The organism is Paenibacillus sp. FSL H8-0315 (genome assembly GCF_038005365.1).
Lineage (GTDB): Bacteria > Bacillota > Bacilli > Paenibacillales > Paenibacillaceae > Paenibacillus_AQ > Paenibacillus_AQ odorifer.
The window spans coordinates 6,358,496-6,372,000 of sequence record NZ_JBBOTA010000001.1; the positions used below are offsets into that span (position 1 = coordinate 6,358,496).

A 13,505-nucleotide genomic window follows, 5' to 3' on the forward strand; every position below is an offset into this window, starting at 1 on the left:
AGAGGCGGGATCTATTGAGAAGCGGATTTAGAGGAACAAAAATCATAGTTTTCGCATTTGTGCTGTTGTTATGGACAAACACTATTTTTATGGGCAGTGCAGATGCAGCTTACGTTGGATCATCTACAGACAATGTACTGCAGCAAATGCAGCTGGAGAAGAAAAACCGCCTGCCGCAAGGATTTGTCTATTTGGATGAAGTGATACCTACTGCCCAATTTGAAATTCGCTATTACGGAGACAATAATTTTGTAGGGAAGCGGATTGATGGTTATAAAGCGCCTTTAGCGATCTTTTCACAGACTGCAGCTACAGCCTTGAAGGCAGTAAGTGAGGATTTAGCCAAAAAAGGATATATCCTAAAAATCTATGATGCTTATCGTCCGCAGACCGCGGTGAATCATTTTGTAAGATGGTCACAGAATTCCGCGGATACTAAGATGAAGCAGCAATATTACCCGCTACTGGATAAACGTAATTTATTCAAACTCGGATTTATAGCGAAAAAATCAGGACATTCTCGAGGCAGTACCATCGATTTAACGATCGTCAATAAAGAGACCGGTCTAGATGTAGATATGGGCAGCCCGTTTGATTTTTTCGGAGAGATCTCTTTTTATGATACATCGTTGATCACCAAGACTCAGAAAGCAAATCGCGCAATTCTCAAAGAGGTTATGGTGAAGCAAGGCTTTAAACCTTATAGTAAGGAATGGTGGCATTTTACGCTGATAAAAGAACCTTTTCCTAAGCAGTATTTTGACTTCAAGGTGGAATAATCATTTCTAAAGAAGCGGCTCAACATAATGTTGAACGGCTTCTTTTTTTTCTTGGCTTTATTATCCTTAGGATTAGCACATGCTGGAAACGCACATAATACTTGTAATAACTAAAGGGAGGTTTCGAGCGATGATCAAAATGGCAGCGGTAGTTGTGTTAGGTGTTCTGTTTTTAACTAATGGATTTGGTGGATTTGCCGCTCCAACAGTATGGGCAGACTCCGGCCAGGTTAGCGTAATTTTGAATGGTAAACTACTGGAAACTAATCCCCATTCAGCCTACAATAAGGGTTCCACGGTCATGATTCCGCTCAGAGAGGCTTCCAATGCACTGAAATATACAACAACATATCAAAAAAGTTCAGAAACTATAACACTAACAAAGATAAATGAAATAATTAAATGGAAGCTTAACGAACATTTAGTTAGCATCAATAATGCACAAGAGTTGGTTTTTAAAGATGATTTCGAATTCAGACAGGATCATATCTATGTTCCAATCTCCTTTTTTAAGACAATTGGTTTATTAACCTCATATGATGGGGAGTCCAATCAAGTTGAAGTGTATACCCCTGAAGTGACAGCGAGTGTTATAGCGGGGTTACTGGTCGGCGGTAAATATAATGAATTATCGGAGCGATATCATTATGATGTGGTCGTAAATAAGCCAAGCTCAAATGGATTACTGGAAGACTGGAAGCAAATTACGATAAAAGCCGGGAATTATCATGGGATTAAATCTACAAAAAGTAGCTATAACGAGGATCAATTTTCTATCCGCTGTGTATTGGATTTTGCAGAGACAGAGATTCCACTTGAAATTATTTTGAACACATCGGGCAAAATTATAGAATTAAGAGAGACACTCTAATCGGAAAATGATTCCATGATGACTATGCACATTTCCCAAGCGAGAAGATTTTAGGGGATTATGCATAGTCTTTTTGCTGTTCTAATATACTTTCCCAGATAATTTCTGAAGGGTATCGTAAACCCGATGTGTTTTTAATGTAAAAAATGGTTTTATTTGTTGACTTCCAGATTCATCGAATGTAAATTAAAATTTGAAATAATAAATAAAGCATTTAATTAAATTAGAGAAATGAGTGGAGTACTGGATGACAAAAACATTGACCGGAATGAGTTCTGCAGAAGAGCAACCCTTTTCGTTAAAAGCAATCATCCCCCCGCTTCTTGCTATTATTGTCGGTATGATTATGGTTATTCTGGATGGTACTGTTGTGAATGTGGCCGTTCCCAAGCTGGTTGATTATTTTGCTTCCGATCTCAAAACGATTCAGTGGGCGATTACGGGTTATACTTTAGCTTTAGCGGCAGTAATCCCACTCGCGGGCTGGATGACCGATCGTTTTGGATCGAAACAAGTTTTTCTGGCAACTCTTACGATGTTTATTCTTGGCTCTATGTTATGTTCGGTTGCACAAAGCTCATCTCAGCTCATTATTTTTCGAGTCATTCAAGGTCTTGGCGGGGGGATGGTTGCTCCCATTGGGATGGCGATGGTTTTTAAATTAGCTCCAGTAGAACGTCGAGGTTCTATTATGGGGATGCTTGGTATTCCAATGCTCTTAGCACCGGCACTCGGTCCAGTCTTATCCGGTTGGCTGGTGGAGTACGTAAGCTGGCACTGGATCTTTCTGATTAATGTACCTATTGGAATTGTTGGCATTATTCTTGGTGTTAAATATTTGCCGAAGTCTGAACAAAAGAGCAAAGGCAAACTCGATATCCTAGGCATTATCCTTGCCCCAATTGCCTTCTCTATGTTGGCTTATGGGGTGAATGAAGGCGGTGGAACAAGCTGGTCGTCTACTCCCGCTATTGTTGGCTTATCTGTTGGAGGGGTTGCATTGATCCTTCTTGTCATTGTGGAGCTGCTTCACAAAAATCCGCTTTTACAACTGCGAGTTTTCCGTTCGTCGGATTTCACTCGGGGTATTATTTTAACTTGGGTTATGCAAGCTGCTTTGTTTGGGTCCATGTTATTTGTGCCCCTTTACCTGCAGCAGATTCGAAGCTATACCCCGCTGGAGACCGGTTTGATTCTACTTCCGCAGGCTTTAGCTTCAGCAATCGGAATGCCGATTGGCGGCAGGTTGTTTGATAAGATCGGGGCTCGTCCGCTGGCGTTTGTTGGACTTAGTATCATTACGGTCACCTTGTTCCTGTTATCCGGAATTAGTGTTACAACAAATTTATCGTTAATTATGACATACCTGGGTTTCTTAGGCTTTGGGATGGGTCTAACGATGATGCCTTTGAATACTCATGTCTTGAATGCTGCTCCACGTGAATGGGTGGGAAGTGTAACTTCACTTACTGCTGCTGCTCAACAAGTCGTTGTTTCATTTGCTATAGCTGGAATGACAGGTTACCTGACTAGTCAGATCGCTGTTCATATGGGAGCACTGAAAGCGGGAAGTAATCCTTTGACAGCCGCAGTTAGTGGTTTTGATGATGTGTTCTTCCTGTCTGGCTGCATAGGAGTGGTAGGTGTATTGATGAGTATTATTTTGCGCAAGCCTAAGCTTTCTGCTGGCGATCCTACCTCTGGAGAGGGACAGAAGGCAGATGCGGCGATGATGATGGGGCATTAATGGAATCCATAAACTTAGATAATATAGAAAAGGCGTCGTTCAGCTTGTATAGTTGAACGACGCCTTTATTGTTATAAATGCTCTGGTTTCTTCTGAGCCCACGATGCGGGGAGACTTGCTTTACCAAGCAGCTCAGAAGCCACGATTCCCAACAGAACAAGCGCTGCGCCAGCATAGCCTTGCATCGATAACTTCTCAGCAGCGAACCAATAACCAAACATCGCAGCGAAGACCGGCTCAAGGGAGAAGATTAGTCCGGTGCGGGTTGGTGAAGTATATTTTTGAGCAATAGGTTGCAGGATGAAGCCACAGGCACTGCATAGGATACCAAGCGCTAGAATTGCTGCCCAACCTGGCAAAGTAGAGGGGAGCGAAGGTGTCTCGAAGATTGCGGACAACACTAAGGCCAACCCTCCGGCAAATCCTAACTGCAAGATTCCAATATTCAGGGAATCACATTCTTTTACCGCCTTGCCTGTAAATAAGATCTGTACCGCATAGAACACTGCCGAAAGAATACACAGAAAGTCACCCGGTTGAATAGTTAAGGTTGCATTTAAGGTAAGAAGTCCAATCCCGGCTATGGCGAGGATGGAGCCGAACACTTGCGGAGGTGCAACTCTTTTTTTGAAAATAACTCGATCCAAGATCGGTACAAAAATAACCGTCAATGCAACTAAAAATCCTGCATTTGAGGTGGTGGTTGTTTGAAGTCCGAAGGTTATACATGTGAATACGCCTAGCAGGAGGAATCCGAGGAGAGCACCATATTTTAATGTTCTCATGTCTACTCGTCTTAATCGTTTGTGGAATATCATAGCGGCTAATATAAAAGCAAGTCCGAAGCGGAGTGCAATCAGATTGAATTCGCCTAACGTACCTAACCCCATTTTCATAAATATGTAGGAGGAGCCCCAAAATAATGTTACAACTAACAGCAGCAGCTCAGCTTTGAGCGGTTTCATCTCTTCATCCATCCTTCTTCATTTTCAACTCAATATAGTATAATACGGCTCTATACATAAGGTAACTGAATGTTTATCATAGGATACATGAGTAAAACTTATGTAATTTATAAGGGTGGGAACAGAGGTTGAGCATTAATAAATATGAGATTTTTCTGAAAGTTGTAGAGCTAGGCAGCTTAACAAAAGCAGCAGAAATGTTGGGTTTTACGCAATCCGGAATTAGTCACACCATTAGCAGCTTGGAGATGGAGTTTGGGTTCGCGTTATTAATTAGAAATAGATCCGGTGTGAAATTAACGGTAAACGGGGAACAAGTTCTGCAGCCTATCCGTGAAATCTTGAAATGGAACGAGAAATTGAAGCAGGAGGTAGCGGACATCCACGGGCTAGAGATTGGCACGATCACCATCGGTACGTTCACCAGTGTGTCTGTGCATTGGCTGCCAGGGATGATTAAGCAATTTCGCAGTGAATACCCATATATAGAAATCAAGCTGATGGAAGGCGGTTATTTGGAGGTTGAGCAGTGGATAGAGGCTGGAGTGATCGACTGCGGTTTTATTTCACTGCCTACACGTGAGAAGTTTGACGTAATTCCTTTAAAAAAAGACCGGATGTTAGGGATTGTATCTAAAGAGAATCCACTTAGTGCAGAACCCTTTCTTTCCTTATCGCAAATTGCTAAGGAGGATTTCATTATCCCGAAAGCAGGCTCGGATTATGATGTTAGACGTGTGCTGGATAAGGCGGGTATTAAACCTCATGTTAAATTCTCAGCAGGTGATGACTATGCCATTATGTCGATGGTGGAGAAAGGCCTTGGCATTAGTATTTTGCCAGAGCTTGTCTTGACCCGGCAAAATTATAATGTGGCCATGCTAGAATTGGAGGAACGTAGTTTCAGATCGTTAGGAATTGCTGTCCACTCTATGAAATATGCTTCTCCCGTCACCAAAAAATTCCTAAAGCATGTGCAGGTGTGGCTGAAAGATAACACCTAAATAAATACGTCAAAAAATAAGAAACTGATACCTCATCAAAGTTAAGGGAGATCAGTTTTTTTGTTTAGTACTTCAGCTAGTTTTTCAGAAAACAGGAACTACACACAGGCCGCTGTAATTGATTTTAAAGGATTTTCATTAAATATATGTATATCTCCATTATCTTATAGTTTTTACGGCATTATAGAGGATTTGAGAGACGTTAAATTGCATGTTTATCCTCTATTAATATCTGTTTTACAATAATTAATATGTTATAATTAGAAGAGTGGAAATAAGGAATGTATTCAGATGTTCTGGAAATGTGAGGACTTTATGCACAATTACGGATGGATAAGATTAGGAGGAGGATTAAGCGATTGAGCGTTACAATAATTACACTTGTCGTAGTAGCAGTATTTATAGGTGCCTTAATGAGAACCGTGTTTGGTTTTGGTGAAGCGATTGTGAGCATGCCACTGCTTGCACTGCTCCCGATTCCTCTACATACCTCAGTTTCTTTGATTGGATTGGCAGGCCTCACGGTTGCCTCACTTACAGTTGTGAGTGGGTGGCGGCATATAGAACGATCTATTTTGATTCGATTAGCACTCTCAACAGTGATAGGAATTCCTGTAGGACTTGTCATGCTTTATTTAGCACCGGCAAGTGTAATTATGACTGGACTTGGTATATTTTTGATTGTTTATGGAGTTTATTCGGTGATTAAGAAGAGAATATTTAAGACGATCGATCATCCCTTGCTTAAGGCAAAAGGCTGGGTGTATCCTTTCGGATTCGCTTCGGGTGTACTTGGCGGTGCTTATAACTTTAATGGTGTCCCTGTCGTGCTCTATGGTACTTTACGACAATGGAATCCGGATCGTTTTCGGGGTACGTTGCAAGCTCATTTTCTTATTTCTGGTGTACTCGTTGTAACGGGTCATGCTATCGGGGGATTGTGGACGGTGGATGCTCTTGTTCTTTATGGATATTCTATTCCAGCAATTCTCTTAGCTACGGTCCTTGGGGTATATGTGAATAAACGTATTCCTGCTAAAAAATTTGAGAGTTACTTATTTCTGATTATCATTTTACTTGGTGTCCTAATGCTAGTGCCTCGCGGATAGTTGAAAAGAAAAAGAAAGACGTTCTTCCCCCTTACTGTATATGAACGTCTTTTAAATTTATCCAATCTTAGGGTTGACGAAGAGCCTTGTTCATGAGAAAATGTACGCGCGTACATTAAATGAATGCGTTTTCGAATAGCGAATTGAACGAGGCTAAATGTCACTGTTCATAACCTATGAGAAGGAGGAATTTATATCGCCAGCCGTAAAGAGGTTGCCGAGCTTGCAGGTGTCTCAGAAGCCACAGTATCTCGCGTGTTAAACAATGTTGGTCCGATTAAGGAAGAAACGAAGGAACGTGTGTTGGCAGCTGCACTGAAGCTAGGCTATACCCCTAGTTCACTTGCTCAGAGCTTTGCTCGTAGACGGAGCGGGAACCTGGGTGTAGTGATGCCTTATTTGCCGAAAGCCCGCTTGTTCTCCACTTATTATTTTTCGGAAATATTAAGTGGAATAGGGAGCAAGGCGCGAGAAGAGGGTTATGATCTGTTAATGCTGTTTCGGAATGCCGAAGCGCCAATGGATTATAACGAGTTGTTTAAGATGCGGAAGATCGATGCTTGCATTGTGCTTGGCGCTAAAGAAGAGCCAGGTGAGCTAGCCTCACTCCGCCGTTTGAAGGAAGAAGACCATCCTTTTTGTCTGATTAATCAGCATTTTGCTGGGGAAGCTTTTCACGAGGTGGATGCCGATCATGTCGAAGGAAGCTGGCAAGCGGCTAAACACTTACTGGAACAAGGGTTTAAGAGGATTGCTTTTCTAAATGGGCCAGAATCTTATTCCAACAGCCGAGATCGTTTAACGGGGTATACCCGCGCTTTGGCAGAGGTGAATCTTTCTGTAGACTCTTCACTTTTGTTCGAAGGTAACTTCAGCCGGAAAAGCGGAATTATAGCTGCCAAAGAAATGTTGCCTTTGCTGAATGAGATTGATGCGATTATGGCCGCCAATGATCGGATGGCCATAGGTTTGCAGCAAGGACTACAGGAGTTAGGAATACCAAGGGATCGCCTGCCAGCTATTGTGGGTTATGATGATTCGGAAGCTGCGGAGCTTACCACACCTGCATTAAGCAGTGTGCGGGTTCCCTTTTACGAACTAGGTGAACTTGCCGCAGCCCAAATCATTGAATTGCTGGGAAACAATCTGGCAGAAGTACCCGCACCAGCCGTACAGATCAAATTACCGACAGAACTAGTTATACGAGCTTCATCTAAATCTATCAACACTTAGGAGGAATAAGATGAAACAGCTTCGCATTGGAATGATCGGTTATAAATTTATGGGTAAAGCCCACAGTAATGCTTATCGCAGTTTGCCTATGTTTTTCCCGAAAGCGCTTAAACCGGAAATGTCTGTAATCTGTGGACGTAATAGTGAAGCGCTTGGAGAAGCTGCATCGCAGTTAGGCTGGGCGGATTGTGTTACGGACTGGAAGGATCTGATCGCTCGAGAGGATATTGATCTTATAGATATTAATGCTCCCAGCAACGCGCATAAGGAGATAGCTTTGGCAGCAGCCAAAGCAGGTAAACATATTTTTTGTGAAAAACCACTTGCGCTGACCTTGGCGGATTCCCGTGAAATGCTGCAAGCTGCTGAAGACGCGGGAGTTACACATATGGTTGGTTTTAATTATCGCTTTTCTCCGGCAGTTCGACTGGCTAAGAAGCTCATAGAGAGTGGGCGGCTGGGAAAGATTTATCATTTTCGGGCTTGGTTTCTACAAGATTGGATAATAGATCCGGATTTCCCTTTAGTATGGAGACTGCAGAAGGATATCGCCGGTTCGGGTTCGCATGGAGATCTGGGGGCGCATCTCATAGATTTGGCTCATTTCTTAGTAGGTGATATGAAGGAAGTAATCGGCATGAGCGAGACCTTCATAAAAGAGCGTCCGCTCGCCGCTGAAATGACTGGTTTAAGCGCTAAAGGAGATAAGGATGCACCCAAGGGTAAGGTTACCGTTGACGATGCCACCTTGTTTTTAGCCCGTTTTGATAATGGTGCTCTGGGCAGCTTTGAAGCTACAAGATTCGCAGCGGGTCATCGCTCTACCAATTCTTTTGAGATCAATGGAAGTCTTGGCAGTGTGAAATTCGACTTTGAACGTATGAATGAATTGGAAGTTTATTTGACCTCGGATGCCGAGGATGTGCAAGGTTTTCGCCGTGTGCTGGCGACCGATCCTGCTCATGAGTATGCAGAGGCTTGGTGGCCGCCTGGTCATACGATTGGTTTTGAACATACGTTTATTCACGAAATGCTGGAGCTTTCTAACGCAATTGAAGAAGGTCGTCAGCCAGAACCAAATTTCAATGATGGAGTGAAATGCCAAGCGGTGTTAGAGGCAGTAGAACGCTCTATTGATGAACGCCGGTGGGTCGATTTATCTGAGATGTAATCTAACCTTAGAAGGAGTGCTGAAGATGAGAAAAGCATTGATTGTATGGGGCGGTTGGGAGGGTCATGAGCCTGAGCAGGTCGCTGATATATTCGCTAAAATGTTGCAAGAGGAACAGTTTGAAGTTGAAGTATCGAATACACTGGAGGCTTTTGCTGATGCAGATAAGCTTCTTGGACTAGATTTGATCGTGCCGGTATGGACAATGGGCACAATCGAGCAGGATTTTGTGAATCATGTCTCCGCAGCTGTACAGCATGGAACAGGTCTTGCCGGTTGCCATGGCGGGATGTGTGATTCTTTTCGTAATAATGTAGATTGGCAGTTTATGACGGGTGGACAATGGGTAGCTCATCCTGGGAATGACGGCGTTAACTATACCGTAGAGATTTGTCAAAGCTCAAGTCCTCTGGTAGAAGGATTAGAAGATTTCAGCGTTTGCTCAGAGCAATATTATCTGCATGTAGATCCAGCTGTTGAAGTGCTTGCTACGACTCGTTTTCCAGTAGTTGAAGGACCTCATTCGTATAATAAGGCTGTTGATATGCCAGTAGCTTGGACAAAACGTTGGGGCTTGGGCAGAGTTTATTATAATTCACTGGGGCATCATGCGGACATTGTAGATCAGCCGCAAGTGCGTGAAATGATGCGTAGAGGGTTAATATGGGCAGCTGAAGGTAAAGCGCAAGCATTATCCAATGTTTCGGGGGTTAATAATAGTTATAGTGGAATGGCAGACAGTCAATAAATTCTGGGAGCGATCAGCGAATGGATAAAGTCAAAGTTGGTATTATTGGATGCGGTAAAATCAGTAGTATCTATATGGAGAACTGTCAAAAGTTCGAGATCCTTGATCTAGTTGCATGTGCGGATTTAGATTTGGTGAGAGCACAAGAACAAGCGGATAAATACAATATTCCAAACGTCTATACCACAGAACAATTACTGAATGATCCAGAGATAGAAATCGTAATCAACTTAACGATCCCAGCTGTTCATGCGGAAGTATGCCTGAAAGCTATTGAAGCGGGTAAACATGTATACGTTGAGAAACCTCTAGCTGTGACGAGAGAAGAAGGCCGCAAAGTTCTGTCAGCTGCGCGGGAAAAGGGAGTACTTGTGGGCAGTGCACCGGAGACATTCTTCGGAGCGGGAATTCAAACGGTTTTGAAGCTGATAGATGAAGGAGTAATTGGCGAACCTGTTGCAGCTACTTCGTTTATGCTGGGCCGTGGACATGAGCATTGGCATCCAGATCCGGAATTTTATTATGCCGCTGGTGGAGGTCCAATGTTCGATATGGGTCCTTACTATTTGACGGCTTTGGTGCAGCTGCTGGGTCCTATTCATACGGTTAGCGGAATGACTGGGAAAGCGCTGGAAGAACGTACGATTACAAGCGAGAAGAAATTTGGGAATAAAATTCCTGTTCAAATTCCAACTCACGTAGCCGGAACCTTACGATTTGAAAATGGTGCCATTGCAACGTTGATTACAAGCTTTGATATCTTTGGCGGGAGCAACCTGCCACATATAGAAATCTACGGAACGCTAGGAACGATTCAAGTTCCAGACCCGAATAACTTTGGGGGTCCCGTGAAACTCAGGCTTATGGGTGAGAATGAGTGGACGGAACAGCCGTTGTTGTCAGGGTATGATCAGAATACCCGCGGGATTGGACCAGCAGATATGGCTTACGCCATTCGTACGGGTAGAGGGCATCGTGCCAGTGGAGAACTGGCTTATCACGTATTAGAAGCAATGTGGGCTTTCCATGATTCTTCTGATGCTCATTCATTCTACGAAATGGAAAGCACCTGCACTCGTCCTGCGGCACTTCCAATCGGTCTTACTCCTTACACTTTGGATTAGAGAATTCTTCCTGAAACTGCAACCTATCACTTCCGGTCTTCGTTTGAGAAGATGAAGAGTGGAGGTGTTAATAGGATGCGTAAGATAATTATTGGTTGGATATGGATTCCCGTTGTTATTTTGTTAATCAGTGGCTGTTCAGAGGCTCAACAAGCGCATAAGGAGCCAGTTCCAACTCCTGTAATTAGTTCAGAACCACAAATTTTAGCTTCTACGAACCCCGCAATGGATGATCCAGGCGCGGTTAAGACTTTCTTATCAGCTCAGAAGATTCCTAACGGAGATATTTATCTGCAAGATAACAAGGTTCATATTAATATTGTAGGTTTGAACTCGGAGATTGAGCAAAGCCTTGCTCAGACTTTCACTGCAGGTACTTATGAGCTTCATGATGTGAAATATACGATGCAAGAGTTATTAGCTGCTCAAGAATTGTTGCATGAACAAGATCTATACCAGAAGCTGAATCTCTACGGCTCTGGTGTAGATACGATTGGTAATAAAGTAACTATTACCATTCCGTCTGATGATGCGGAAGCAGCTAAGCTTGAAATTGAAAAGTGGATCGATCCGAAGATGTTGACCTATGATATTTCAGAAATAGGTGATCCGCATGTAGTAGGTACAATCGTTGATATCGATACTAAACAGGCGAAGCGGATTCTAATCCTTGAACCTGGTAACGAAGATCCATCTTACTGGTTCACATTCAATGCGAAATCTGAAATGTTTAATGAAGCAGGAGAGACCATCAGCTTTAAGGATTTACAGGTTGGACAGCAGGTTAAGTTATGGAATACAGGGATGGTGCTGGAATCTTTTCCCGCGCTTGCGAGTGTGCGGAGGATGGAGCTAGCAATTACTGAATAATCTAATAGACCCGTCAACAGGTAGCAAGTGCTCCACGTATTTGAACTGTAGATGGAAAGTGAGGGTGCTCTAACCCTCACTTTTTTTAATTAGGAATAGTATACTTTTTCTACTTTATATAATGTATGCTCGATTGTTGGACAGAGATTGGCATGTACTTTGTAATATTTAACTCGAAAATATAAACTTTTCAAAAAGTTCTTTATATTATTTTTTTGTTTAAAGGCAGGAAGAAATTCTGGATTTTTCTCCACATCACCAAAACTTTGAATCCATTGCTCTACATAAGTCTGACTAAGCATTTTTCTATCTAAAACACTCATTATGGACCTTACCATTCGCTCATCTTCCCCATCGGAGTATATTCGGTCTGTTATGGTCATCTTTTCGTAAACCAAATCGAGGATAGTGAAGAGGTCATTTTCATCCAGTTCGGAGCATTGAGCCAATTCATCTAAAGTATCTGCTGCATGGGCTATAGCATGAGCCCAGCCTTTTTCTTCGTCATACCCCCGGTAATCCCGCTCATTTTGCACACTGCAAAATACCTTCTCTTTTATCTGATGAATTTGCTCTCTTGAGAGAAATGGTGATTCTTTATGCCTCATGAAGAGGAGTGGGATGACTAGCATAGAGAAGGATCTAGTAAAGACAGAGTCTGTATTGGTTTCACCAAGCTTAAAATGCAAATGGTTTTTATCCAAGATAACGGGTATAAGTTGTTCCAGTTCGTTTGTAGTTAGAGAATTACCTGGGATCCAATGTGATAAGGTTGTATAAATTAGCTCATCCCGTAGTTGGGCATCTAAAGAACCAATGTTATTTATCATTTCTTGTACCAACTGGAAGGTATCGGGAGGTGCTTGGTAATCATTTTCTTTTATGCATATCAACGTTTCTTTTAAATTCATTTTATAATCTCCTATTTTCCAGTGTGAATTATTTTCTAATACCGGATGGTGTAGTTCCTTTATATTGCTTAAACAGCTTGGTAAAATAATTAGGATTGTCGCAGCCCACTCGTCCAGCAATCTCCGTTACAGTAAAATCTGTCTCCAGCAACAGTCGTTCTGCTTCATTTACGCGGCAAAGATTAACATAATCGATGAAGGTTCGGCCGGTGAGCTTCTTAAAGGTTTTGCAGAAATGGTATGGATTTAGATTAACGGATCTCGCGGCGCTTTCAATGGTCATTTTCTCATCAAAATGGTTCTCCATGTACTCCAGCAGTGGCTTAAAACGCTCACGATTGAAGGATTGACGTTCATTTGTTCTGCCAGACACTTGTTCAGGCAAAAAGGTACGGGAGAGCAATACAAAAAGCAGATGAAGTTGATTTTTGATGATCAGCTGAAATGCAGGACCTTTCTGATGCACTTCATCCACGATAGTGTTCAGAAGAGAGTAATAAGTAGAACAGGTTGAAACTAGTGCTGCTGGTTTAACTGGTAGCTGATATCGATTCTCCAAATAGGGAGCTACGAATTGTTCATGTTGAGGATCTTGCTTCCAATCTTTAAATAAAGAACTATGAAATACGACGGATATAAATCGGACATGATCATCCCGCAGACTATATCCAACATGCAAACCTCCAGAAGGAACAAACAAAACCTCTCCGGGATGCAGTTCGTAGGGCTTGCTGTCGATGTGGAAAATGGCGCTGCCTGCTTGCATGATAATGATTTCGAAATGCTCATGCCAGTGTAGAAAAAGGATGTTCTGGCCGATTTTCGCATGTCTGCATTCATTAAAAAACAATCGAAACGGATAGGTGTTTCCTTCTAATTGAGGGTATTCTTTAAGATCATTAGGATAGCTCAATATTTATTCAACTCCCACAATATACGACTATATAAACACAATATAATAAGAGTTTTAAGC

At 42.4% G+C, this 13,505-nt stretch carries 13 protein-coding genes; 10 read left to right on the top strand and 3 right to left on the bottom strand.

Going from position 1 to position 13,505, the window contains the following annotated elements:
- Window positions 1-14: 14 nt before the first annotated feature.
- The 3 genes from MHB56_RS27785 to MHB56_RS27795 all read left to right on the top strand — a co-directional run bounded on the left by MHB56_RS27785 (window position 15) and on the right by MHB56_RS27795 (window position 3,397).
- Window positions 15-779, top strand: a complete 765-nt coding sequence (locus MHB56_RS27785; protein WP_340012537.1) for a M15 family metallopeptidase — start codon at window positions 15-17, stop codon at window positions 777-779.
- Between the two features lie 130 nt (window positions 780-909).
- Window positions 910-1,650 (top strand): copper amine oxidase N-terminal domain-containing protein, encoded by a 741-nt coding sequence (locus tag MHB56_RS27790; RefSeq protein WP_340012538.1) that lies wholly within the window; start codon window positions 910-912, stop codon window positions 1,648-1,650.
- Between the two features lie 247 nt (window positions 1,651-1,897).
- The gene (locus MHB56_RS27795) at window positions 1,898-3,397 is read left to right on the top strand and encodes an MDR family MFS transporter (protein ID WP_076194336.1); all 1,500 of its coding nucleotides are present in this window, start codon (window positions 1,898-1,900) and stop codon (window positions 3,395-3,397) included.
- 71 nt (window positions 3,398-3,468) lie between these two features.
- Here the strand turns inward: MHB56_RS27795 and MHB56_RS27800 are convergent, their stop codons facing one another.
- Window positions 3,469-4,362 carry a DMT family transporter gene (locus MHB56_RS27800; protein WP_076129293.1) on the bottom strand — a complete coding sequence of 298 codons (894 nt, stop codon included), beginning with the start codon at window positions 4,360-4,362 and terminating at the stop codon, window positions 3,469-3,471.
- 128 nt (window positions 4,363-4,490) lie between these two features.
- On the opposite strand from MHB56_RS27800, the gene MHB56_RS27805 reads away from it, so the two are divergent.
- The 7 genes from MHB56_RS27805 to MHB56_RS27835 all read left to right on the top strand — a co-directional run bounded on the left by MHB56_RS27805 (window position 4,491) and on the right by MHB56_RS27835 (window position 11,621).
- Entirely contained in the window at window positions 4,491-5,366 is an 876-nt protein-coding gene (locus tag MHB56_RS27805; RefSeq protein WP_076278999.1) for a LysR family transcriptional regulator, read from the top strand.
- A 359-nt stretch (window positions 5,367-5,725) separates the two neighbouring features.
- Window positions 5,726-6,475, top strand: coding sequence for a sulfite exporter TauE/SafE family protein (locus MHB56_RS27810; protein WP_341144252.1), 750 nt, complete (start codon window positions 5,726-5,728; stop codon window positions 6,473-6,475).
- A 189-nt stretch (window positions 6,476-6,664) separates the two neighbouring features.
- On the top strand, window positions 6,665-7,708 hold the full coding sequence (locus MHB56_RS27815) for a LacI family DNA-binding transcriptional regulator (RefSeq protein ID WP_076194330.1): 1,044 nt from the start codon (window positions 6,665-6,667) through the stop codon (window positions 7,706-7,708).
- 10 nt (window positions 7,709-7,718) lie between these two features.
- A complete protein-coding gene (locus MHB56_RS27820; RefSeq protein WP_076185992.1) occupies window positions 7,719-8,879 on the top strand; it encodes a Gfo/Idh/MocA family protein in 1,161 nt (386 codons plus the stop codon).
- Between the two features lie 25 nt (window positions 8,880-8,904).
- On the top strand, window positions 8,905-9,627 hold the full coding sequence (locus MHB56_RS27825; protein WP_076129298.1) for a ThuA domain-containing protein: 723 nt from the start codon (window positions 8,905-8,907) through the stop codon (window positions 9,625-9,627).
- 20 nt (window positions 9,628-9,647) lie between these two features.
- On the top strand, window positions 9,648-10,751 hold the full coding sequence (locus tag MHB56_RS27830) for a Gfo/Idh/MocA family protein (RefSeq protein WP_341144253.1): 1,104 nt from the start codon (window positions 9,648-9,650) through the stop codon (window positions 10,749-10,751).
- Window positions 10,752-10,826: 75 nt separating this feature from the next.
- On the top strand, window positions 10,827-11,621 hold the full coding sequence (locus MHB56_RS27835) for a hypothetical protein (RefSeq protein ID WP_341144254.1): 795 nt from the start codon (window positions 10,827-10,829) through the stop codon (window positions 11,619-11,621).
- A gap of 89 nt (window positions 11,622-11,710) precedes the next feature.
- Here MHB56_RS27835 and MHB56_RS27840 read toward each other — a convergent pair whose 3' ends face one another.
- Window positions 11,711-12,532: a DUF2785 domain-containing protein gene (locus MHB56_RS27840; RefSeq protein ID WP_076280729.1), complete on the bottom strand. Its 822-nt coding sequence runs from the start codon at window positions 12,530-12,532 to the stop codon at window positions 11,711-11,713.
- A gap of 28 nt (window positions 12,533-12,560) precedes the next feature.
- A complete protein-coding gene (locus MHB56_RS27845) occupies window positions 12,561-13,445 on the bottom strand; it encodes a helix-turn-helix domain-containing protein (RefSeq protein WP_341144255.1) in 885 nt (294 codons plus the stop codon).
- Window positions 13,446-13,505: the final 60 nt, after the last annotated feature.

Excerpts from the sequence above, each read along its gene's own strand:
- MHB56_RS27825 (WP_076129298.1), top strand. The coding sequence starts at position 8,905 with ATGAGAAAAGCATTGATTGTATGGGGCGGTTGGGAGGGTCATGAGCCT.
- MHB56_RS27830 (WP_341144253.1), top strand. The coding sequence starts at position 9,648 with ATGGATAAAGTCAAAGTTGGTATTATTGGATGCGGTAAAATCAGTAGT.
- MHB56_RS27820 (WP_076185992.1), top strand. The coding sequence starts at position 7,719 with ATGAAACAGCTTCGCATTGGAATGATCGGTTATAAATTTATGGGTAAA.
- MHB56_RS27835 (WP_341144254.1), top strand. The coding sequence starts at position 10,827 with ATGCGTAAGATAATTATTGGTTGGATATGGATTCCCGTTGTTATTTTG.
- MHB56_RS27790 (WP_340012538.1), top strand. The coding sequence starts at position 910 with ATGATCAAAATGGCAGCGGTAGTTGTGTTAGGTGTTCTGTTTTTAACT.
- MHB56_RS27795 (WP_076194336.1), top strand. The coding sequence starts at position 1,898 with ATGACAAAAACATTGACCGGAATGAGTTCTGCAGAAGAGCAACCCTTT.
- MHB56_RS27840 (WP_076280729.1), bottom strand. The coding sequence starts at position 12,532 with ATGAATTTAAAAGAAACGTTGATATGCATAAAAGAAAATGATTACCAA.
- MHB56_RS27800 (WP_076129293.1), bottom strand. The coding sequence starts at position 4,362 with ATGAAACCGCTCAAAGCTGAGCTGCTGCTGTTAGTTGTAACATTATTT.